Here is a 22,729-nt window from a genome sequence, read left to right on the forward strand (position 1 = left end):
AGTTGTATTTTTTAGAGTTATAGCTATTGGTGTGCCAACTTTAATTAATTTTGAATTTTTCCAGTCGATTGCTGTAATTCTGATAGCTTTTGATACCCAGTAATTCGGATGCTTTTGTCTTTTTACCTAAGGTTTTTTGCCAAGCTAGCCTTAAATAGTATTCTTCCACTTCGTCTAAAATCTCTTGCAAATCAATAGGGTTAGATAAATCATGTGAAAAAATATCGTTGTTATTCGATTGTTTAGGAAACATAGCCGCTTTTAAGTCTTGCTCATCAATACTTCCGCCTTGTGACCACAAGTAAGCACGTAATAATGTACTGTGTAGTTCACGAACGTTGCCAGGCCAAGAATGTTTAAGGATAAGATTTATTGCATTAGGAGAAAGTTTTTTATCTTCATCGTTTTTAGCAAGGGGATTAAGCTGCTTAGCGATTTGAGTGAGTAAAGCATTTGCTAACAAGGTAATGTCGCCACTTCGGTTTTTAATAGGTGGTAAATTTAGTACTCCTACTGCTACACGGTAAAACAAGTCTTCACGAAACTCTCCATTTGCTACAGCTTGCAAAAGATCTTTATTGGTTGCGCAGATCAAACGAACATCGACACTTTCTTCTTTGGTCGCACCGACAGGCGTAACAACACCCTCTTGCAATACTCTTAATAACCTAACCTGAACACTGGCTTCCAACTCACCGAACTCATCCAAAAAAAGCGTGCCCTTGTTGGCTTGCTGAAAAACGCCAAGACGATCGGAGGATGCTCCAGTAAACGCGCCTTTTTTATGGCCAAATAAAATAGAGTCAATCAAGTCGAGGGGGAAAGCACCGCAGTTTACAGCGACAAAGGGCTGATCCGCTCGGTTACTGGCATTGTGTATCGCCCTCGCAAATAATTCTTTACCGGTTCCTGTTTCACCTTGAATAAGCACTGGCACATCGTGTTTTGCAAGGATTTGAGCCTGCTGCTTAAGTCGCTCCATTAATGGGTTTTGTGTGACTATTTCGCTAAAAGCAGGGCTTTGATTTGGAAAGGACTCAGATAACTGCGTCAGTTTAGTAGACGATAATACATTGGCCAATGGCGTGTATTCAGCCGCAATATCAAAAGGAATTTGTACTAGCTCAGCCCCCTTTTCTCTACTGGACTGAATAAATTGCGCTGGATATTTTGTCTTGCCAAGTAAAACCCACACGGCCTGCATCGCTGGAGTGCCCGGACTCAGTAAAATAGAAAGTTCACACTTTGATTGAGCGAGCTCAGAAAGGCATTCATTCGCTGCTACATAAATAGAGGAAAAATCCACGGGAGACACTAAGGTGACTTGCGTCAGCCTCAAAGAAGTCTGATCGCTTAATTTGCTTTCAAGCCACTTTACGTAGTTTTTTCCTTGCTGACTTGAGTAGTTACACAGAAGAACGACCTCATCAAAATCAAACGCACTCAAGGCGGAATAGATAGGGCCATGGTGCTCAAGCTTTAAAGCACCATCTAAGTCATGCTGACCAATCCAAGTTACCAGCGTCTTTCTCAAAGGAAATCCTTGTCCATTTGTATCTAAATTAATGAGTTAAATACCACCTATGGCATTACAGTCCGTAACATAGCACTTTTTTTATGAGCGAATAAAGGATAAATCCTGACAATATCCAGACAAATAGACCAAACGAGCCACTTGCAACATATGAGAGTATTTTTAAAACCTTCTGCATCTTACTGACCACCACCTATGACACTAACACTCTAATTCTCAGCGGTTTCTCTAGGAGATTAAGCTCATTAGCGAGCAAGGAGAAATGTAAAAGATTGGAGTAAAGTGATCGACTTAGTACAGTGCGGAAAAATATTTATTTTGATTTTGATGCTTTAAGCACTGCGTTTGGCGCGCACACACACTTAAGCCAAACGCAAAAAAGCCCTTAGTAAATGAATACTAAGGGCTTTTTATTTGATCCTGAATAGATCCAGAACCAAGAAATAATGGCGGTGAGCAAGAGATTCGAACTCTTGATGCCTTTCGACATACACGCTTTCCAGGCGTGCTCCTTCGGCCACTCGGACAGCTCACCATATACCGGCCAATCACGCTCTGCGTAATTTGTGCGCGTATATTAATTATGAAGTCATTGTATTGCAAGCCTTTTTTTATAAAAAAGAATGCCTTTTCTAACAATCTATCCATTCAATACGATCTTCAATGCCGGTGTCCGCTGGCGCGTTCGCTTTTTTACCTGTTGGTGTGCCCACATAGATTAAGCCGACAATTTGATCGTTCATTTCAAGATTCAATAAATCTTTGGTTTTCTGCGTGAAACATGCAGGCCCACTGCGCCACATGGTGCCATAGCCCAGTGAATTGAGCCCTAACATAGCCTGTTGCGCAGCGGCTGAGGCCGCCATAATTTGCTCTACAGCAGGCACTTTTGGGTGCGCTTGAGTGCTGGCATAAACCAATAGAATGGCTGGCGCTCTGAAAGCCTTTTTCACAAACGATGCTTCTTTAGCGGCTTCTAAGTTTGGCAGCTCGCTCAGAGCCTGCTGCCAGTAGATTTGCCCAATTGCGTTGCGCCCTTCCCCTTCATAGACTCGAAAACGCCAAGGCTTCAGGTTGCCGTGATCTGCCGCTCGACTTGCGGCATCAAGCACTTCAAGCCATTCATTTTTCGTCGGGGCTGGCAGCTCAAGAGCAGGCTGAGACACTCGATTTCGCATAAACTTGATAATATCGTTACTCATAAAGAAGAAGTTTCCTGTCGATCTATATCGGGGTGCTTATTAAAAGATGATTTAATGATAATGAATATCATATAACGCTTTTTAAGGTCTACTCTTTTAAAGAAATAAAGAGGATTCAAAAACAAAATGATGGGGAAACAACGGGAGGGAGTGAAGATTTGAGGCGGTTATCGCACCGCCTCAAATTAGGAATCAGCTAACTTGAAAGTCCAGCATGCGCTGCAATGGAATCAAGGCTTTTGCTCGAGTTTCTTCTGCAACGAAGATCTCGTCAGTGCCATCTCTCAAAGCATTGCGAAGCAGTTCCAACGAGTTTAACGCCATCCAAGGGCAATGCGCACAACTGCGGCAATTTGCACCAGAACCAGCCGTAGGCGCTTCTACAAAACGCTTACCTGGAGACGCTTGCTTCATCTTGTAAAAAATACCTCTATCTGTTGCCACAATAAAGGTTTCATTACTCATTTCTTTTGATGCTTTAAGCAGCTGTGAAGTAGAACCAACAACGTCCGCCACTTCAACAACCGGCTCAGGTGATTCAGGGTGAACCAACACAGCCGCATCAGGATAAATGCTCTTTAGATCAAGAATGCCTTTTGCTTTGAACTCTTCATGGACAATACAAGCACCGTCCCAAAGGATCATATCCGCGCCTGTTTCACGCTGAATATAACCACCAAGATGTTGATCTGGCGCCCAAATAATCTTTTCGCCCATGTCATTCAGATGGTTCACAACATCCAGGGCAATGCTGGACGTAACAACCCAGTCAGCACGCGCTTTTACGGCGGCAGAAGTGTTTGCGTAAACCACAACCTTGCGATCAGGATATTGATCACAGAAAGCGGAAAAATCATCGATAGGACAACCAATATCTAGGGAGCAAGTGGCTTCCAAGGTTGGCATTAAAATGGTTTTTTCAGGACTGAGGATTTTAGCTGTCTCACCCATGAACTTAACGCCTGCAACCACTAAGGTCTCGGCCTCATGATTGGCACCAAAGCGCGCCATTTCTAGGGAGTCAGCAATCACACCGCCTGTCTCTTCTGCAAGCTCTTGAATCGCATCATCAGTATAGTAATGAGCAACCAGCACGGCGTTTTTTTGCTTCAATAGCGTTTTGATTTCTTCGCGAAGAGCGTCGTTGTCCAAGGCAGGGCTTTCAAGGGATTTTTCAGCGGCAGACAGGTGTTGTTGAACAGTAGCTCGTAATGCAACTTTATCAAAAAGTTCGGACATACAATTACCCCTTCAGGCACTTGGAGCGAGGTGATATTTGGTGGGTCGTACTGGATTCGAACCAGTGACCAATTGATTAAAAGTCAACTGCTCTACCAACTGAGCTAACGACCCAAAAATCACAGAAAGATAGTAAATAGGAAAAAGTTGGTGGGTCGTACTGGATTCGAACCAGTGACCAATTGATTAAAAGTCAACTGCTCTACCAACTGAGCTAACGACCCAACGGGTTGCGTATATTACAGAGCCCGTTGAGAATTGCAAGCTATTTCATGCTACTTAAATAACTTGTTGCTAGCTTAGCGGTTTTGCTTTCAGGAAAACGACTAATTACATCCTGAAGATAAGACTTAGATGCACTCGCATTGCCCAACTGATCATTGACAATTCCAAGTTTATATAGCGCATCAGGCTCTTTGCTATGACCTGGAAACTTTTTAATGACGGTAGTAAAGGCTTGAGCGGCTTCTTTAGGCTTGCCAAGAACAAGTTTTAATTCCCCAAGCCAATAGTAGCCATTACCAGTAAGCGTGTTATCTGGGTAATCTTTTACGAATTCTGTAAAAGCCACTTCGGCCGTCTCAAATTGCTTACTGCGAATCAAACTATAAGCATCATCATAAGCCGAGCGGGCTTGTGGTGACACAGGAGTGAGTGCAATCGGCGCTAATTGAACCGAAGAAATACTATCTAATGACTCTTTTTTCGCATCAAGTGTCGCTGGAATAGCGGCAGGAGCCACACTTGTATTTGCCTGGGAAACTTGACTATTTTGCCTAGCGGCAGAAGCTGACATTAGCAGAGAAATACGCTTATCAAGATCAATATAACGATCTCGCTGTTGCGCTTTCATTTGAGACAATTCATGTCCCTGCTGTTCTAGTTGCCCTCTAAGATCTCGCACTTCCGATTGAAGCGAATCCAATTGTGAAAGCAGTTCGGCTGCAGCATGGGCGGGCAAGGTTCCTGCCTGCTGATTAGCAGCCATTGCTAGTGGGGCTGTTAAAAACAGCCCCACTGCAAAGGAGCGAGAAATAAGCTTATTTACGATCATTTTTCGTAACGTACTTCTACTCGACGATTTAGCTGCCAAGAAGAGGCATCATGACCAAAGGCAACAGGCACTTCTTCACCGAAACTAACGGTTTCGATTTGAGATGCTGCAACGCCTTGAATAGTCAAGTAACGGCTAACCGCTTTAGCACGACGCTCACCCAATGCCATGTTGTACTCACGAGTACCACGCTCATCCGCATGACCTTCTAGAACAACGCGAGCTTCTGGATGCGAAATAAGGTATTGAGCGTGTTTAGCAAGCGCTTCACGAGCCGCTGGGCGAACAACAGATTTGTCAAAATCGAAGTAGAATACAGTTTGAACACCATCAAGCATGCTCATGCTGTTTGCTTCGTCTGCTTTAGCTTGACCATCATCAACAATCACACTGCTTACTGCGCCATCTTGGTTTGCACCATAAGATTGATCCGCTGCATCCGTTGCTGCGTCCGCTGCTTGTTCAGTCGTTGCTGCTGCTTCGTCTGTCGCTGTTGTCGCAGAATCCGTGTCAGTTGAGGTTGTGCTACAACCCGCAATCCAAGCCGCAGATAAACCGATTACAGCAAACTTACCTAGTTTATTTACACTCATTATTCACTCCTTAATGTCTTTATTTGAAGTACGGAGACCATGCTGGTTCACGTACATCTCCATCTGCTGACGGCAGCTTGTATTTCACAAGCCCATCAACGGATACAACTGCCAATATGCCTTTTCCGTTTTCACTGGTGGCATACATAACCATGCTACCATTCGGCGCAATAGTTGGCGATTCGTCTAAATAGGTGCGAGTTAATATTTTTACTCGACCTGTTTTCATGTCTTGTAGCGCGATATGGTAATTACCATCGTCTTTTTGAACCGTAACAAGGTAGCGCCCATCAGGCGTAAGCTCACCCTTACTGTTTGAGTCACCTTCAAACGTAACACGCTCTACACGCTTTGTCTTAACATCAAGACGATATATTTGCGGGTTGCCACCACGGTCAGAGGTAAAAATAATACCTTTGCCATCTGGCTCCCAGCTTGGTTCTGTATCAATAGCATAATGATTGGTCATACGCTCTAGTTTTTGTGTAGCAATATTTAACGTATAGATTTCAGGGTTACCATCTTTCGACAACACCAAGGCCAATTTCTTACCATCTGGAGACCAAGCAGGTGCACCATTTAGGCCTCTAAAGCGAGCCACTTGCTGTCTTTTCCCCGTCGCCAATTCTTGAATAAAGATATTAGGACGACGGTTTCTGAACATCACATAAGCAATGTACTTACCATTCCCACTCCAAGATGGCGACAAGATAGGCTCTTTTGACTCTACGATAACTTGAGGTCTATGGCCGTCTGCGTCTGCCACCTGCAATTTAAAAGTAGGCGCAAGGCGATTGCCTTCTGTTGTTACATAAAGAATACGCGTACTGAAAGCGCCAGGAAGCCCAGTCAATAGCTGATACACCTTATCACTGATGTAATGAGCCGCATCGCGAAGGTTTGAAGCGTTCACATCGATGGAGGCATGCTTCTCAACCGGCTTCTGGCTCAATACATTGAGTAACTCAAAACCAACACGATAGCGATTGGCAGCGATTTTTTTCACCGAGCCAATCACCACATAATCACTTTTTAATAAGCGCCAATCACGATAAAACACATCCGCTTCTTTTGAAGGTTGGCTTAGCATACTAGAGCGCGGAATAGCCTGAAATAAACCACTGCGCGTCAAATCGTCTTGAACAATTTGAGCAATATCTTCAGGTAGCGCATCCGTACCGTTGTAACCAAATGGAACAACAGCGATAGGCAACAATTGATCTGCCCCGCTGGTGACTTCAATAACAAGCTGCGCCCTTGCGGTACTAACAAAGACAAAGCAGGTGAAAAATACTAAGAACCATTTACGTAATATCATTAGTTTCTTAAGTCCTGTGGATTAAAAATAATTACAACTCTTCGAAAGTTTCTGTCAAACACATAAGGGTCCACTTCCGATAACTCCTTAACAACAATGCTCCTTGCGGCGTCTTCTGCACGCTGATCAAACAAGGCGTCGCCACTTCCCTTAATAATGTTCACGGCCAACACTTCACCCGACGGCAAGAAAGAAATGGCCAACTCTGTTTTCATGCCATTTCGAGCGCTCGGTGGGCGATTCCACGCAGCGGTGATTCGATCATTGATTAAACCACTGATCGATTGCACCATTTGCGCCTCTTCTGCGGCTTTCTTCTCTTCTTCCGCTTTTTTCGCTGCGGCCGCTTCAGCGGCTTCTTTCGCTAAGCGCTCTTTTTCCGCTTCTCGAGCGGCAGCCTGCTTACGCTGTCTCTCTTTTTCCGCTAATTGTTTTGCTTCTTCCGCCTGACGCTTTTTCTCTTGCGCGGCCTTTTCTTGCTCAATGCGTTTTTTCTTTTCCGCCTCTTGTTTCGCGATTAAGGCTTCTTGCTGTTTTTTCTTAGCCGCGTCAGCGGCCTTCTCTTTCTCAGCAGCGGCTTTTTTCTTTGCAGCAGCCTGTTCAACGGCTTTTTTCTTCGCTTCTTTAGCTTGAGCTAGGCGTTTCTTTTGGGCCTCTAGCGCTTTTCTCTGCTCTAGCTTTTTGGCTTTTTGCTGAGCTTCTTTCTCTTTCTCTTTTTCTTTTTTCGCTATGGCCTGCTGCTGAATAATTTTTTTCTTTTCTTCCTCACGCTTGCCAATAATGGTCTGTGAAATATCCACCACAGTCGCATTCACAATAGGAGGTCGCTTAGGCAGAGGCTTTTCATTATCGCTAAAGTCCACCGCCACAAAACACGCTGCAACAATAACTAGATGAAGGCCAACCGCCAATAAGGCGGGAACGCCGTAACTGTCTTTACTCAGCAAATTCATTAATTATTGTCCGGCTCCGTTACCAATCCCACATTGGGCACGCCAGCTCCTTGCAAAGCCACCATTAGACCAACAACCGCACCATAAGAGACATTTTTATCGCCTCTGACCAGTACGGGGATTCTAGGGTTTTGGTTTAATACCTTTTTTACCCTCGCCTGCAAAGCATCCAACTCGATCGGCTCTTGCTTGCCGCCAAAGTCCAAATAAAACTGCCCATTACTGTCGACAGAAGCTATCATCACATCGGTTTCTGTTTGCTGAATAGGCGATGCATTGGCGTTAGGTAACTTAACATCCACCCCTTGGGTAAGCATCGGCGCAGTGATCATAAAGATCACCAACAACACCAGCATAACATCAATGTAAGGAACCACATTGATCTCAGCCATAGGGCGACGTTTTTGTCTTCTTCTAGAGCGAGGCACTATGCTACGCCTCCCTCTCTCACGTGTACCTTACGATGAAGAATACTGGTGAATTCATCGGAGAAATTTTCATAACCTGACGCCAGTGATTCTGCCACCGTTGAGAAACGGTTGTACGCAATAACCGCTGGAATCGCAGCCACCAAACCAATGGCCGTCGCAATAAGCGCTTCCGCGATACCCGGTGCGACCGTCGCCAGCGTGGCTTGCTGCACGTCTGCCAATCCAATAAAGGAATGCATGATGCCCCAAACCGTACCAAACAAGCCGATATAAGGGCTTGTTGAACCCACTGTTGCCAAAAAGGAAAGGTGTTTTTCTAGCTTCTCTTCTTCTCGATACAAGGCCACGCGCATAGTACGCTGAACCCCTTCCATAACCGCATCAGGCTCGACATTATGACTTTGACGTAAGCGCGTAAACTCTTTAATACCCGCTGTAAAAATACCTTCAATCCCTTCTACTTTTCGACCTTCTTGTGTGAGCTTTTTATAAAGCTTGCTCAAATCGATGCCGGACCAAAACTCATCTTCAAATTCTGTTCTTACTTTCTTAGCTTGCTTTAGCACACGCATTCTTTGAAAGATAATTACCCAAGAAAAGATGGATGCTGCCAACAGTATCAACATAACCATTTGCACAACAAAACTAGCGCTGGCAATTAAACCCAAAATTGACATTTTTAACCTCTATTTAAAATCTGAAGGTAACTGGTAATTAAAATGCTCGTAGGCGCGTTTCGTAACTTGGCGACCTCGAGGCGTTCGTATAACAAAGCCTTGTTGTATTAAAAAAGGCTCAATAACATCTTCGATGGTGTCTTTGTCTTCGCCCACCGCCGCGGCAACACTGTCTAACCCAACCGGTCTGCCGTCAAACTTCTCTATCATAGTCAATAACATACGACGATCTAAATGATCAAAGCCTTGACTGTCTACACTTAACATATCCAGTGCACGCTGAGCAACTTTTTGCCCCACTAACACATCGCCATTAACCTGCGCCACGTCTCTAACACGACGCAACAGTCGGTTGGCAATTCGCGGCGTACCACGGGAGCGACGCGCCACTTCAAAGCTTCCGGATTGGTCAAGCTCCATGCCCATTTTGCTGGCTGAGCGCGCCACTATCGTGGTCAGCGACTCAACATCATAAAACTCTAAACGCTGTACGATACCAAAGCGGTCTCGCAACGGCGATGTCAGCAAACCCGCTCGTGTGGTTGCTCCGACCAGCGTAAAGGGTGGGAGTTCAATTTTAATCGAACGCGCCGCAGGCCCTTCCCCGATCATGATATCCAACTGATAATCTTCCATCGCAGGATACAAGACCTCTTCAATAGCAGGACTCAAGCGATGTATTTCATCAATAAAGAGCACATCACCTTCATTAAGATTGGTTAATAATGCCGCCAAATCTCCCGCCCTTTCGAGCACAGGTCCTGAAGTGGTTTTGATTTCTGCGCCCATTTCATTGGCAATGATATTCGCCAATGTGGTTTTACCCAGCCCTGGTGGCCCAAAGATCAATGAATGATCCAGTGGTTCTCCACGCTGGCGAGCGGCTTGAATAAAAATATCCATTTGCTCTTTGACCACTGGCTGGCCGATGTACTCAGCAAGGGACTGCGGTCGAATGGCACGATCGACTTGTCGATCTGTGCCTTTTAATTCTGCCGAGATAATACGATCACTTTCTATCATCTTCTATTACCTTAGCATGGCTTTTAATGCCGCTTTAATAACCTCTTCACTGCTCGCTGCATCTACAGGCACAGTGGCGATCGCTTTGGCCGCTTCTTGAGGTTTGTAACCCAATGAAATAAGAGCCGCTTCGGCTTCTTGTCTTGGGTCGGCTTGGACTTGTTTCAATACCGCAGGGGTGGAAAAAAGATCCGTTTTCGCGGCTTGCCCCAATTTGTCTCTTAATTCAATGATCAAGCGTTCCGCGGTTTTCTTACCTACCCCCGGAATCCTGGTTAATGCAGTGACGTCAGACTCCTGCACATTGGCAATCAACTCTTCCGACGACATGCTAGACAAGACTGCTAAGGCCATTTTAGGGCCTATGCCATTTACCTTGATCAGTACTTTAAACAGCGCGCGCTCACTTTTATCAATGAAGCCGTAAAGCGTATGCGAGTCTTCTTTTACTTGAAAATGCGTATACAGAACCACGCTACCACCAATCGGCGGCAACTCATAAATCGTTGTCATCGAGGCGCTAAGTTCATAGCCGATGCCATTTACATCCACCAACAATTCCGGCGGCGATTTCTCGATCAATGTTCCAGCAATCCTACCTATCACACACTTTTCCTTATATCCATTTCAGACCAACGCTTTGACGTTCGCCCTGCTCTTTTCCCGACGCCATATTCCAGGCCGCCTGATGTTCTTGTATTAGCATGACACAATGCAATCGCGAGCGCATCGGCTGCGTCGGCTTGCGGAGGAGAAGACAAGCCTAATAACAACTGAACCATGGCTTGCACTTGGGTTTTGTCTGCGTTGCCATTGCCAACCACAGATTGCTTGACGCGTCGCGCAGCGTACTCGTTAACAAACAGCTCTTTGAGCGCTGCCGCCACAATGGCCGCGCCCCTTGCTTGCCCCAGTTTTAAGGCTGAGTTGGCATTTTTCGCAAGAAACACTTCTTCAATGGCAAATTCGTCTGGCGCGTATTCATCCAACAAGGTGGTGACAGAATTAAAAATCACCTTAAGGCGAACAGATAAGGCCTCATCGGGTAAGCGAACACAGCCGCTATTCACATAGACAGACTTACCATTAGTCACATCAATAATGCCAAAGCCCGTTATTCTTGAGCCTGGGTCTATTGCTAAAATTCTGGTCGTCGCCATCATTAACCTATTAAAGAGTCAATATTACTGTATATTTCAACAGCCTTTAACTTACAGAGTATACAATCCTGACATAAAAAAAGGCCGTTTAATAACGGCCTTTTACATTTTTTTTTCGCTCTCTTAACAAACATCACCGTCAGTAGAGCGAAGGTGGCGCTAAGCTTACTCTGTCACTGGCTTTCTAACGCGAATATTCAGCTCTTTCAACTGTTTATCGCTTACTTCACCTGGTGCTTGAGTTAACAAACAAGTCGCACTTTGTGTTTTCGGGAAGGCAATGACGTCACGAATAGAAGCCGAACCTGTCATCAACATAACGAGGCGGTCTAGACCGAATGCCAAACCACCATGCGGTGGCGCACCAAATTTCAATGCGTCTAGTAAGAAGCCAAATTTCTCTTCTTGCTCTTCTTCACTGATATTAAGCAACTCAAACACAGTTTCTTGCATAGAAGACTGGTGAATACGGATCGAACCACCGCCCAACTCAGTACCATTCAAGACCATGTCGTACGCTTGAGACAAGGCATTAAGCGGATCTGCTTTTAGCGCTTCTGGAGAGCAAGAAGGCGCAGTGAAAGGATGGTGAATAGCCGTGATGCCACCATCGGATGTTTCTTCAAACATTGGGAAGTCAACTACCCATAAAGGCGCCCACTCACAAGTGTACAAGTTAAGATCTTCACCCAACTTGCAACGTAATGCACCCAAAGCTTCGTTGACGACTTTTGCAGAATCCGAGCCGAAGAAGATCAAGTCGCCATCTTGTGCATCAAGACGAGTCATCAATTCTTGGCGTACTTCCATCGGTAAGAACTTAACGATTGGAGACTGTAGGCCTTCTTCAAGATTAGACTTGTCGTTTACCTTGATGTAAGCCAACCCTTTGGCGCCGTAAATACCAACAAATTTAGTGTACTCATCAATTTGCTTACGAGTCAGCGAGTTACCGCCAGGCACTTTCAATGCGGCAACACGACCTTTAGGGTCTTTTGCTGGACCAGAGAAGACTTTAAAGTCCACGTCTGCCATCAGGTCAGACACGGTCACAATCGTCAATGGAATACGTAGATCAGGCTTGTCGCTGCCGTAGGTTTCCATTGCTTCAGAGTAAGGCATGCGTGGGAAGGTGCCCAAATCAATGTTCATTAGCTCTTTAAACAAGCTCGTGATCATTTCTTCTGTCATGCCCATGATCTGCTCTTCGCTCATGAAAGACGTTTCGATGTCTACTTGAGTGAATTCAGGTTGGCGATCGGCACGCAAATCTTCATCACGGAAACATTTAGCAATTTGGTAGTAACGATCAAAACCAGACACCATCAACAGCTGCTTGAACAACTGAGGAGACTGAGGAAGCGCAAAGAAGCTACCTTGTTGTGTACGGCTTGGTACCAAATAATCGCGCGCACCTTCTGGTGTTGCGCGCGTTAGAATCGGCGTTTCGATGTCTAAGAAGCCATTGTCATCCAAGTAGCGACGCAATACAGATGTTACTTTTGAGCGAAAACGCATTTTTTGCTGAATTTCTGGACGACGTAAATCGATAAAACGGTTTTTCAAACGAACGTCTTCACCAACAGATTGATGCTCATCAAGCTGGAATGGCGGTGTTTTTGCGGCGTTTAGAATCTCAAGCTCTAAGCCCAAGACTTCGATCTCACCTGTGTTCATGTTTGGGTTAACTGTCCCTTCTGGACGAGCACGAACCAAGCCTTTTAGCTTAACAACAAATTCGTTACGAACACTGTCCGCAATGGCAAAACTGTCTGCACGATCTGGGTCAAATACCACCTGAGTGATGCCTTCGCGATCACGCACGTCTAAGAAAATAACCCCGCCGTGGTCACGGCGACGATGAACCCAACCACATAAAGTGATTTCTTGTGAAATGTTAGAAGCATTTAATTCGCCGCAATAATGGCTGCGCATAATTTCTATCCTATTACTGTCTCAGTAAGAGAGTGAAGTGTTCTTTGTTCGCTTTTTGTTAGACCAGAAAACAAAATGTGTTTCCCATATAAGGAGGAAAACAAAAAGCCAAAATATTTTAAGGCAAAGCATTATATGCGAACCAAGTCATACTCTCTAGAGCAAGAGAGAAATTTGTCTACAACTGCCCCTTTCTTCATAAGACACTGGCTATTTCATAAACAATTTCGATTCCAGATTGCTTTAAAAGCACTTCATCGCCTTCCATTTTACCAACCAGTGTCAGCCCAACTGGGCTAGATGGGGTAACCAAAAAGACACTTTCACCATCGCCTAGCTCAACACTTAAGCCTCCCGCACAAGCAGAAAGATAAAACCATTTGCTATTTTTCTGTGGCGCATTGACCTCGAGCAGGCCCACTAGCGCCCCTGTTTTTATCTCATCGTCTTCACCGAAGAACACCGCCTTGTGATTCGAAAAGCTTAAAAAATCCTTTTCACACTCCAACACTCTTTGTGACTGCCCATGGGCAAGATAGGACGCCTCCAATCCGAAGGTATCGTATTTATTTTCCGCCACACTCTCTTCGCTGGTCGCCGCGTCGTAAGCTTGGTTCGCGGCCCATTTCGCGGTCTCAAAGCGTTTTTCAAGAGCGCTTATTATGGCTTCATACACGGTTACTTTGTTCATTTCGTCTCACAACAACTAGGGGTACGACACATTATTACTCACGCTCTTTTATCAAGAAATTGGTGCAATGAATAAGCAAGATACAAGGAAGCCTCACGGCAAGGCATTTTCTCAATTGACAAAGTCAACCAATAAAACTATAGTGATAATCGTTCTCATATAAGAAGCGAGTCACTTTTATGTCAAGCAACCTTGATGAATCACTGCACAGACTTATCCATTGCTATAAGTCCCAGGTCAAACGCACCATCAGTGACTCTCATTTGGATCTTCATATTGGTCACATAAGAGCATTGAAATGCATACGCAACATTCCCAAATGCAGTGCTCAGGTGATCTCACAAAGAATGAATTTAGATAAATCGCAAGTGGCGCGAATTATAAAAGAACTGCTTAGCAAAGGTCACATAGAAAAACACCCTAACCCCGATAACCATAGAAGCCAATTATTGCTTCTCACACAGTCAGGGCAAAGCGTCATAGACACCATGATCACGCTCGATAGCACCACATCGGCAAAAATGACCCATGGGTTGAGCGAACAAGAGATCAAAGACTTCAAACACTACGCAGAAATCATGATTAGAAATTTATGCGAATAATACATTATATTCAGGAGAAACTTATGAGCAGACCACAACCAAGAGAGCTCGTTGTTATCAACACCACTCTAGTAACACCGCACATGTTAAGAGTTACCTTAGGTGGCGAAAACATGAATACCATGCCGGAAAATCAAGAAAGCGGATACGTAAAACTTATTTTCCCTAGCGAAAGCGGCCGCCTAATGCGCACTTACACCATACGCAAACAACGCGCGGACGAGATCGACATCGACTTCATGCTTCATGACGATTCAGGTCCAGCGTCTTCATGGGCAAAAAACGCCAAAGCGGGTGACCGCATTCTTATTGGCGGACCTGGCCCTAAAAAAATGATCGAAGAATCAGCTCAATGGCAGCTTTTGATCGGCGATATGACCGCCCTACCGGCCATCAGCGTCAATCTTGAAACGCTACCGGCCAACGCAAAAGGCTATGCGGTAATCGAAGTGGTGTCTGAAGCCGACATTCAAACGCTTAAACACCCAGTAGGCATTGAGATTAAATGGGTTATCAATGCTCAGCCAGGCAGTAACGAACAAGCCTTGCTAGAAGAAGTGAAAGCATTGGAATGGCTATCCGACGACGTGTCCATATGGGCCGCGTGCGAATTTGGCAGCATTAAAGCACTGCGTCGCTTCTTTAAAGAAGAGAAAAAGGTCGAAAAGAGCAACCTTTATATCTCAAGCTACTGGAAACAAGGCAGCAACGAAGATCAGCACAAAGCCGTTAAACGCGCTGAGGCCGAAGTGGCATAAGCTCTAAAAAAAAACAAAATAAAAAGCCAGCGATGAAGCTGGCTTTTTTTTGACTCTGCAACAATGATAAGAAATTACAAGCGCACTTGCTCAATAATCAAATCAATTACATTGTCTACTTTTGTTTCAACGATTTCTGTATCGGCAATGCTGGTATCAGCAACCAATAAAGTCACACCCGTTTCGCGAATCAAGGCCGCTTCAGCAGCCGTGGCATTGGCTTTTGCTAATGCTACAACACCTTGACGCAACAATAATCGCTCTACGGATTCAGCTTGCGCCAATACTTCAGCAGACAAGGCGATAACCGCAGGCTTTTGACCAAGACGAGCGGCGCGGTCTTCTGCACTAACAATCGTGTCTTCATCTAAATCGGCAACCGCTTGCTCAACCATACCAGCACCAACGGTCACGTTGGTTAGACGGTCAATCACAATGAGAGCACCAGTAAAACGGCTGTTTGTGTATTCATCAAACGCGACTGGCGCATCAAATTGAATCACACAATCACCAATGCCATTGAGCTCAAGCGCTGAAATGTCACTGGTTTCCAAAGTATTCACATCAACACGGTGATTAAAGTGATGCACTTTACCCGGTACTGTTTGCGTACCCAGTTTAAAATCATACAACTTACCAGGCACCAATGGCTGATCGGCCATCCACACAACAGATGCGCGTAGCGCCGAAGCGATTAACGGCTCTTGGTCTAGGTGAGACAGCATGTCGCCACGACTGATATCAATTTCGTCTTCTAGGGTAATGGTCACCGCCTGCCCGGCTTTCGCAGACTCAAGGTTGCCATCGTAAGTCACAATCTCGGCGACTTTCGATTTTTTACCAGAAGGCAAAGCAACGACTTCATCACCTGGCTTAACCACACCAGCCGCTATGGTTCCAGAGAAACCACGAAAATCTAGGTTTGGACGGTTCACATACTGCACTGGCAAACGGAAAGAATCACGCTTCACGTCACGGTTAATTTGCACGGTTTCCAAAATCGCCATCAATGGCTTACCTTGGTACCAAGGCGTGCTTTCAGAGGCGTTAACCACGTTATCGCCTTGCAATGCAGACATTGGGACGAAATGAATGTCCGCAGGCTTACGATCGCCTAGTTGCTCAACAAACGCTAAGTAGTCAGCTTGGATTTCTTTGTATTTCTCTTCCGAGAAATCCACCAAATCCATTTTGTTTATTGCCACAACAACGTGCTTAATACCCAATAACGCAGCAATATAAGAATGACGGCGAGTTTGTGTTTGCACACCGTAACGGGCATCGATCAAAATAATGGCTAAGTCACAAGTGGACGCGCCGGTTGCCATATTACGTGTGTATTGCTCGTGTCCTGGTGTGTCCGCAATGATGAACTTACGTTTTTCAGTAGAGAAATAACGGTACGCCACATCAATGGTAATACCCTGCTCGCGCTCCGCTTGCAGACCATCCACCAAAAGCGCCAAATCTACGCCTTCGCCTTGGGTACCCGATTTTTTACTGTCACGTTTTACCGCCTCTAAATGATCTTCATAAATTAATTTAGAATCATGCAGCAAACGGCCGATAAGTGTACTTTTACCATCGTCTACGTTGCCACAAGTAAGCAAACGCAGTAGGTCTTTTTCTTCATGTTGTTTCAAATAGCCAAGTATGTCTTGGCTGATCAATTCTGACTGGTGAGACATTCGTTACTCCAAACTTTCTTTACTTCAAACTTAGAAGTAGCCCTGTTTCTTTTTCTCTTCCATAGACCCAGCGGAGTCATGGTCGATCATTCTGCCTTGGCGCTCTGAACTCGTGGTGAGCAACATTTCCTGGATGATTTCAGGCAATGTGTCGGCTTCAGACTCCACCGCACCGGTAAGCGGGTAACAGCCAAGCGTACGGAAACGAACAGACTTCATTTCAGGCGTTTCGCCATTTAACGGCATACGATCATCATCAACCATGATCAAGGTGCCATCACGCTCAACAACAGGACGTTTAGCAGAGAAGTAAAGAGGAACAATAGGAATACTTTCTAAATAGATGTATTGCCAGATGTCCAGTTCCGTCCAGTTAGACAATGGGAAAACACGGATGCTTTCGCCTTTATTGACTTTGCCGTTATAGATATTCCATAACTCTGGACGTTGGTTTTTAGGGTCCCAACGGTGTTGCTTGTCACGGAAAGAGTACACGCGCTCTTTGGCACGAGACTTCTCTTCGTCACGACGTGCACCACCGAAGGCCGCATCGAAACCGTATTTGTCTAACGCTTGTTTTAGACCTTGGGTTTTCATCACATCGGTGTGCGTCGCACTACCATGGGTGAATGGCCCAATGCCTTGATCAATCCCTTCTTGATTTTGATGAACAATCAGTTCCAAACCTAGCTTGGCAACCAATTCATCACGGAAGGTGATCATTTCTTTGAATTTCCAACCTGTGTCAACATGCATCAGTGGAAACGGTGGTTTACCAGGATAGAATGCTTTCATGGCAAGGTGCAGCATCACGGCTGAGTCTTTACCAATGGAATAAAGCATTACTGGATTGTCAAATTCAGCAGCGACTTCACGAATAATGTGAATGCTTTCAGCTTCTAGCTGTTTTAGGTGAGTCAGTCTTGCCTCTGTCATAATTTCCCATCTCTGTTATAAGGCTTGAGCATTTTTTTCACTATAACATGCCTTTCTGTTATAAAAACCCTCATAACTAGACCATGTTGATATATATATATTAAAAAAGGCTCATAAGCTGAGCCTTTATAGAAATCCAACACGACCTCTTTAACAACAGAGCTTGAGGCTATGCGTTTGGTAGGTTTCTCATTATCAAACCATATTCAAGACCTTCAGGTCTGACAGAGAGCGGGATACGGACCACATGCCCCGAACCTGGCGCCACCTCTGTCCGCTCCCCTTGCTTATTTTCCATTGCCTGAAGCACGATCAGCTGACTGCCCGACGGCGTCATCAACTCTAAGGTGTCACCACTTTTAAAACGATTTTTTACATCGACTGTTAACCAGCCGTCATGCCAATCCAGCATTTCTCCAACAAACTGCTGCTGCGTTGAGATCGATTTTCCATGCTGATAATTCTGATATTGGTCGTGTACATGACGACGGTAAAATCCTTCCGTATAACCTCGATGCGCCAGACCTTCCAGCTTGTCCATTAAGCCCATGTCGAAGGCTTTGCCGTAGTGTGCGTCGTCAATTGCTTGGCGGTATAACTGAGCCGTACGAGCGGCGTAGAAATGCGATTTAGTCCGACCTTCAATCTTTAGGGAATGTACCCCCATCTCGATCAATTTCTCAACGTGCTGGATCGCCCGCAGATCTCGACTGTTCATAATGTAAGTGCCATGCTCGTCTTCAAAGGCTGGCATAAACTCCCCTTCTCGACCTTGTTCGCGCAATAACACCACGTCATCAAACGGCTTACCAACCCCCAATGTGGTTTGCTCTTTAGGGTCAAAAACGTGCGCCCCTAAATGACTGCCATCGGCCGGTACTATGTCGCCGCTTACGTCTTCTTTGGCGGCTTTAACATCGTACTGCCAGCGACAAGAGTTGGTGCAGGAGCCTTGGTTCGGGTCCCGTCGATTAAAATACCCTGACAACAAACAACGCCCAGAATAAGCAATGCATAAGGAGCCATGCACAAAGGTTTCTATCTCCATGTCTGGCACCATGGTGCGGATGTCGCCGATTTCCTCTAGTGACAATTCTCGAGAAAGAATCACGCGACTCAAGCCATAGTTGTGCCAGAATTTGACCGTCGCCCAATTCACTGCGTTAGCTTGCACCGACAAATGTATCGGCATGTCAGGAAACTTTTCTTTAACCAGCATCATCATGCCAGGGTCCGACATGATCAGCGCATCTGGCCCCATCTCAATCACGGGCTCAATGTCTTTAAGGTAGGTTTTTATTTTGGCGTTATGCGGCGCGATATTACTCGCCACATAGAGTTTTTTGCCCTGCTGATGCGCTTCTTCGATACCGATGGCCAAGTTCGCCATATCAAAATCGTTATTGCGCACACGCAAGCTATAGCGTGGCTGGCCGGCGTAAACCGCATCGGAACCATAGGCAAAGGCGTAGCGCATATTTTTAAGTGTGCCCGCAGGGGAAAGTAATTCGGTCATAAGGTCATTAGTCTTGATTGGAATGAATGCGCGCATTCTACCCAAACTCTTCTATGACGCTATTTGGAGACACAAAAAAGGCCGAACGAGTCGGCCTTTCCATGATTTACATCAAATTAATTCGCTTCTGAACTCAACTGCTGCTGCAGTAAAAGCTGATTGATTTGTTTATTCAAGCGCAACACCTGAGTGTTCATCTGAGAGCGGAAAGCATCAATGGCGTTAATCGCATCTTGCTGATTGCTTAACGTGCGTTTCATGTCAGCCAGCTCTTCATTGCTCGCGCCATTAGGCTTGTTGGCCAATGCCGTCAGTTTCTTCTCTAGGGAATCTATGTCTTGTGACGCTTGATCAAGGCTCAACGCTTGCGCTTCATCCTTGCCTTTTTGCGACGCCACTTCTTTCTCTAAGCCAGTCAACTTAGTCGACACAGACGGCCAGTCTTTGGTGATCGGTTTTACGGCCTTATCAAGGTCTGCAACCGAGCGAATGAGCTTATTGTAATTTGCTTCTAGTTCATTAAACGCATCGCTTTGGATTGCCACTCTTTGGGTTTGAGTCGACACCGCGTCATTCATGATAGACAGCTTTTTCTGCATTGCTTCAATGGCATCCGTATGAGCAGACAAGGTTTTACGATTGGTATCGTAAGCCACTGCCCACAACTTGCGGATCTCACTGTCATGATTTTTTAAGGTTTGCTCAACCGTCTCACCTTGCTTATTCGCAGACACATCGGCCGCTAAAAACTGATGATCCAGGTTTTCAATTTGACCTTTCGCATTCGACAGTTCATTGCGCAGCTGCATGTTTTGCTGCCACAACCAATAACCGGCACCCGCCGCGGCGGCGAGGATCAAAATAAGCAGAATATACACACCCACTAAACTCGGTTTTTTATAGCTCGTTGCCCCAGCCGATGCGCTAACGGCTCTGGCTGGCGGTGGGTTCAAGCGACGCTTAGGTGTGCTGGATGTTGCCCTTCTATCGCTGACCTCATCTTGGTCTAGCTTCAGGCTTGGGATGTCAACGTTCTCGTCTCTAGGCATGGAAATCTTATTTCTTCGCTATCAATAAAAATTATGGAATTAATAACCATACAAACTTAATGAATATTATATTCGAAAGTTCAATGATACTATATAAGCACCATTAACTGCTTGATAACAAGCATTTTTCGTTAATATAAAGCAAGGAGAATTGAAATGGCTTTTGAATTACCCGCTCTTCCTTATGCTAAAGATGCACTAGAGCCGCACATGTCTGTAGAGACACTTGAGTATCACTACGGCAAGCACCACAACACGTACGTAGTTAAGCTTAATGGCTTGGTTCCTGGTACTGAATACGAAAACAAATCTCTAGAAGAGATCATCACTTCCGCGCCAGCGGGCGGTGTTTTCAATAACGCAGCGCAAATCTGGAACCACACTTTCTTCTGGAACAGCCTTAGCCCAAATGGTGGCGGTGAGCCAACTGGCGCACTTGCTGATGCCATCAACGCAAAATGGGGCTCTTTCGCTCAGTTCCAAGAAGCGTTCAATGACAAAGCAGTCAACAACTTCGGCTCTAGCTGGACTTGGTTAGTAAAAACAGCTGACGGTTCTCTAGACATAGTTAACACTAGCAACGCAGGCACTCCAATGACTGACGGCCTAACCGCTATCATCACTGTAGACTTGTGGGAACACGCTTACTACATCGACTACCGCAACGTTCGTCCTGATTACCTTAAAGGATTCTGGGCATTGGCTAACTGGGAATTTGCAGCAGCAAACTTCGCAGCCTAAGCCACACTAAGCAATGCAGTCAAAAAACGCGGCCTTGGCCGCGTTTTTATTGTCTACAGGAAATCGATTCGCAGCCTCTTAAGAGCCGAGCTCGGCTTTTACCGCCAATTTGGCCTGAATAAACTCGGAATGCGGCATAAAAAGCAGCTCACTGATTCGACGGATACGATGATCTTCATAGGCATCCACAACACCATCGGCAAACGCCACTCGCCATAAACCTTTTACCAGTTCGATTTTCTGCTCAACGCTCGCCGTCTCATTAATGACCTTAGTGAATTGGTAAAAATCATTCGCCTCGGCAATGCCCGCTTTCGCCTCTTCATAGACCTCTTCAACGCTGTCGCCGAGATCGGTCGCCTCACGTAAAAATCGCTTTACCTGCTGCACTTCATTTTCATCAATCGTGTCATCTGCCATCACAACTTCCATCATCAAAGCCGCTACGGCTCTTTGATAACTGATTTGCTCTTCAGGCTCTGCCGATACTTGAAAAAGACTTTTTAACACGTGAAACATGCACTCTCCAAACGATGGTTTTGTATAGACTGACGGAGCTCATCGACTAATACATTGGGAAATTGACGGTAATCCAAATAGGGACACCAAATACGATTATTGGTTACAAAGGCAATACGACGTTCTCCACAAACGAGCGCCTCATCAGGCACAGGCACTTGCCCACGAACCTCATTACCGACAAAAAACACCTTGCCGGTTAGCTTATCGGTATGCCCTGTCGAAAACACGATGGCGACATTGTTCGTCAGCATCTCGTCTCGCCATTGGCGCCACAGATCAAGCTCAGGGGCAGTTAATTTGGCGATAATAGTAACAATTTTTCGCCAGTGATTGCCATTTAGCGCAATCAGTGCAGGCACATAGCCAAGCTGTTGCTCATCCTTTGATGTCGGCATGATAGGCGGATTTGGCAAAACAAAGACGTACTCTGCTTGCCGAGGGCATACCCCCATCATCGGCTGTGACGACACATTTTTTTCCATTAAGGTAGACACTCTCTCAAACCTTTTGTGCTTATTAGTGTATATAGATGCATTCTAGCAAACTTAGGATATCCAAGTAATTTTGGTCAAGAGTGTGCAGCAACAAGGCATTCTCATGCCCACGAGCCATTGATTAACGCCAAATAAAACACAAACATTAGAAAATGCTAATGTTTGTGTTACTCTATATTAGACAATACTGATGTTACTGGAGCCAGTTATGACCTCTTTCTATAATCCCTTATTCGGCGGCCTTCTCATTGGCCTTGCTGCGGCGATTTACCTAATCACAACAGGTAAGGTGCTGGGCATTAGCGGCATGCTTGCGCAATCCTTATTTAAGGCCAACAAAACGCTGCCTTTGATTTTTTTGCTGGGTTTAATCATCGGCGGCAGCGCCTATGGTGTATTCACCCAGCAAACTGTCCCATTCCCAGACATACGAAGCCCATGGCTGATGATTGTTTCTGGATTGCTTGTGGGTTATGGCACCCGCCTAGGAAATGGCTGCACCAGTGGTCATGGTGTATGTGGCCTCGCCAGACTCTCGCCGCGCTCTATGGTGGCGACCGCCATTTTCATTTCCACTGCCATCATAACCGTGGCGCTTACTCACTAAGGAGAT

24 protein-coding genes and 3 tRNA genes are annotated in these 22,729 nt (G+C 45.5%); 4 read left to right on the top strand and 23 right to left on the bottom strand.

From position 1 onward, the window contains the following. Positions 1-40: 40 nt before the first annotated feature. The 17 genes from E0D71_RS14360 to E0D71_RS14440 all read right to left on the bottom strand — a co-directional run bounded on the left by E0D71_RS14360 (position 41) and on the right by E0D71_RS14440 (position 13,810). On the bottom strand, positions 41-1,534 hold the full coding sequence (locus E0D71_RS14360; protein ID WP_133004008.1) for a sigma-54 dependent transcriptional regulator: 1,494 nt from the start codon (positions 1,532-1,534) through the stop codon (positions 41-43). Between the two features lie 447 nt (positions 1,535-1,981). After that, positions 1,982-2,069 (bottom strand) — tRNA-Ser (locus tag E0D71_RS14365). Between the two features lie 97 nt (positions 2,070-2,166). After that, entirely contained in the window at positions 2,167-2,736 is a 570-nt protein-coding gene (locus E0D71_RS14370) for a nitroreductase (protein WP_133004009.1), read from the bottom strand. A 192-nt stretch (positions 2,737-2,928) separates the two neighbouring features. After that, positions 2,929-3,975 carry a quinolinate synthase NadA gene (gene nadA / locus E0D71_RS14375; protein ID WP_133004010.1) on the bottom strand — a complete coding sequence of 349 codons (1,047 nt, stop codon included), beginning with the start codon at positions 3,973-3,975 and terminating at the stop codon, positions 2,929-2,931. A gap of 38 nt (positions 3,976-4,013) precedes the next feature. Further along, positions 4,014-4,089, bottom strand: a tRNA-Lys gene (locus E0D71_RS14380). A gap of 34 nt (positions 4,090-4,123) precedes the next feature. Then, positions 4,124-4,199: transfer RNA gene (locus E0D71_RS14385), tRNA-Lys, on the bottom strand. 41 nt (positions 4,200-4,240) lie between these two features. Beyond that, the gene (gene ybgF / locus E0D71_RS14390) at positions 4,241-5,029 is read right to left on the bottom strand and encodes a tol-pal system protein YbgF (protein ID WP_133004011.1); all 789 of its coding nucleotides are present in this window, start codon (positions 5,027-5,029) and stop codon (positions 4,241-4,243) included. Beyond that, on the bottom strand, positions 5,026-5,622 hold the full coding sequence (gene pal / locus E0D71_RS14395) for a peptidoglycan-associated lipoprotein Pal (protein ID WP_133004012.1): 597 nt from the start codon (positions 5,620-5,622) through the stop codon (positions 5,026-5,028). The genes ybgF and pal overlap by 4 nt, the downstream gene beginning before the upstream one ends. 19 nt (positions 5,623-5,641) lie before the next feature. Next, positions 5,642-6,940: a Tol-Pal system beta propeller repeat protein TolB gene (gene tolB, locus E0D71_RS14400; RefSeq protein WP_133004013.1), complete on the bottom strand. Its 1,299-nt coding sequence runs from the start codon at positions 6,938-6,940 to the stop codon at positions 5,642-5,644. Next, entirely contained in the window at positions 6,940-7,893 is a 954-nt protein-coding gene (locus tag E0D71_RS14405) for a cell envelope integrity protein TolA (RefSeq protein WP_133004014.1), read from the bottom strand. The genes tolB and E0D71_RS14405 overlap by 1 nt, the downstream gene beginning before the upstream one ends. Then, entirely contained in the window at positions 7,893-8,321 is a 429-nt protein-coding gene (gene tolR, locus E0D71_RS14410; protein WP_133004015.1) for a protein TolR, read from the bottom strand. Before tolR ends, E0D71_RS14405 begins: the two co-directional genes overlap by 1 nt. Next, positions 8,321-9,001, bottom strand: coding sequence for a protein TolQ (tolQ, locus tag E0D71_RS14415; protein WP_133004016.1), 681 nt, complete (start codon positions 8,999-9,001; stop codon positions 8,321-8,323). The genes tolR and tolQ overlap by 1 nt, the downstream gene beginning before the upstream one ends. A gap of 9 nt (positions 9,002-9,010) precedes the next feature. Next, entirely contained in the window at positions 9,011-10,024 is a 1,014-nt protein-coding gene (gene ruvB / locus E0D71_RS14420) for a Holliday junction branch migration DNA helicase RuvB (RefSeq protein ID WP_133004017.1), read from the bottom strand. A 6-nt stretch (positions 10,025-10,030) separates the two neighbouring features. Further along, on the bottom strand, positions 10,031-10,630 hold the full coding sequence (gene ruvA / locus E0D71_RS14425; RefSeq protein WP_133004018.1) for a Holliday junction branch migration protein RuvA: 600 nt from the start codon (positions 10,628-10,630) through the stop codon (positions 10,031-10,033). Beyond that, positions 10,627-11,184, bottom strand: coding sequence for a crossover junction endodeoxyribonuclease RuvC (gene ruvC, locus E0D71_RS14430; RefSeq protein ID WP_133004019.1), 558 nt, complete (start codon positions 11,182-11,184; stop codon positions 10,627-10,629). The genes ruvA and ruvC overlap by 4 nt, the downstream gene beginning before the upstream one ends. A gap of 165 nt (positions 11,185-11,349) precedes the next feature. Beyond that, a complete protein-coding gene (gene aspS / locus E0D71_RS14435; protein WP_133004020.1) occupies positions 11,350-13,119 on the bottom strand; it encodes an aspartate--tRNA ligase in 1,770 nt (589 codons plus the stop codon). Between the two features lie 196 nt (positions 13,120-13,315). Further along, on the bottom strand, positions 13,316-13,810 hold the full coding sequence (locus tag E0D71_RS14440) for a transcription elongation factor (RefSeq protein WP_133004021.1): 495 nt from the start codon (positions 13,808-13,810) through the stop codon (positions 13,316-13,318). A 179-nt stretch (positions 13,811-13,989) separates the two neighbouring features. On the opposite strand from E0D71_RS14440, the gene E0D71_RS14445 reads away from it, so the two are divergent. After that, positions 13,990-14,412 (top strand): MarR family winged helix-turn-helix transcriptional regulator, encoded by a 423-nt coding sequence (locus tag E0D71_RS14445; protein ID WP_133004022.1) that lies wholly within the window; start codon positions 13,990-13,992, stop codon positions 14,410-14,412. Between the two features lie 23 nt (positions 14,413-14,435). Beyond that, entirely contained in the window at positions 14,436-15,170 is a 735-nt protein-coding gene (locus E0D71_RS14450; RefSeq protein ID WP_133004023.1) for a siderophore-interacting protein, read from the top strand. Between the two features lie 74 nt (positions 15,171-15,244). On the opposite strand, the gene cysN is transcribed toward E0D71_RS14450, so the two are convergent. The 4 genes from cysN to E0D71_RS14470 all read right to left on the bottom strand — a co-directional run bounded on the left by cysN (position 15,245) and on the right by E0D71_RS14470 (position 20,359). Continuing rightward, positions 15,245-16,858, bottom strand: coding sequence for a sulfate adenylyltransferase subunit CysN (cysN, locus tag E0D71_RS14455; RefSeq protein ID WP_133004024.1), 1,614 nt, complete (start codon positions 16,856-16,858; stop codon positions 15,245-15,247). Between the two features lie 30 nt (positions 16,859-16,888). Next, entirely contained in the window at positions 16,889-17,794 is a 906-nt protein-coding gene (gene cysD / locus E0D71_RS14460; protein ID WP_133004025.1) for a sulfate adenylyltransferase subunit CysD, read from the bottom strand. 169 nt (positions 17,795-17,963) lie between these two features. Next, positions 17,964-19,310: a tRNA 5-hydroxyuridine modification protein YegQ gene (gene yegQ, locus E0D71_RS14465; protein WP_133004026.1), complete on the bottom strand. Its 1,347-nt coding sequence runs from the start codon at positions 19,308-19,310 to the stop codon at positions 17,964-17,966. 116 nt (positions 19,311-19,426) lie between these two features. After that, positions 19,427-20,359: a hypothetical protein gene (locus tag E0D71_RS14470; protein WP_133004027.1), complete on the bottom strand. Its 933-nt coding sequence runs from the start codon at positions 20,357-20,359 to the stop codon at positions 19,427-19,429. A gap of 156 nt (positions 20,360-20,515) precedes the next feature. On the opposite strand from E0D71_RS14470, the gene E0D71_RS14475 reads away from it, so the two are divergent. Continuing rightward, a complete protein-coding gene (locus E0D71_RS14475; RefSeq protein WP_115896324.1) occupies positions 20,516-21,100 on the top strand; it encodes a Fe-Mn family superoxide dismutase in 585 nt (194 codons plus the stop codon). A 78-nt stretch (positions 21,101-21,178) separates the two neighbouring features. Here the strand turns inward: E0D71_RS14475 and E0D71_RS14480 are convergent, their stop codons facing one another. Together E0D71_RS14480 and E0D71_RS14485 are read right to left on the bottom strand one after the other, a co-directional pair. Then, positions 21,179-21,619, bottom strand: a complete 441-nt coding sequence (locus E0D71_RS14480) for a TerB family tellurite resistance protein (RefSeq protein WP_133004028.1) — start codon at positions 21,617-21,619, stop codon at positions 21,179-21,181. Then, entirely contained in the window at positions 21,604-22,116 is a 513-nt protein-coding gene (locus E0D71_RS14485) for a hypothetical protein (protein WP_133004029.1), read from the bottom strand. The genes E0D71_RS14480 and E0D71_RS14485 overlap by 16 nt, the downstream gene beginning before the upstream one ends. Positions 22,117-22,324: 208 nt before the next feature. Between E0D71_RS14485 and E0D71_RS14490 the strand changes: the two genes are divergently transcribed. After that, a complete protein-coding gene (locus E0D71_RS14490; protein ID WP_133004030.1) occupies positions 22,325-22,723 on the top strand; it encodes a YeeE/YedE thiosulfate transporter family protein in 399 nt (132 codons plus the stop codon). Positions 22,724-22,729: the final 6 nt, after the last annotated feature.

The sequence above is a fragment of the Marinomonas sp. KMM3893 genome (assembly GCF_004352855.1).
Taxonomy (GTDB): Bacteria; Pseudomonadota; Gammaproteobacteria; order Pseudomonadales; family Marinomonadaceae; genus Marinomonas; species Marinomonas arenicola.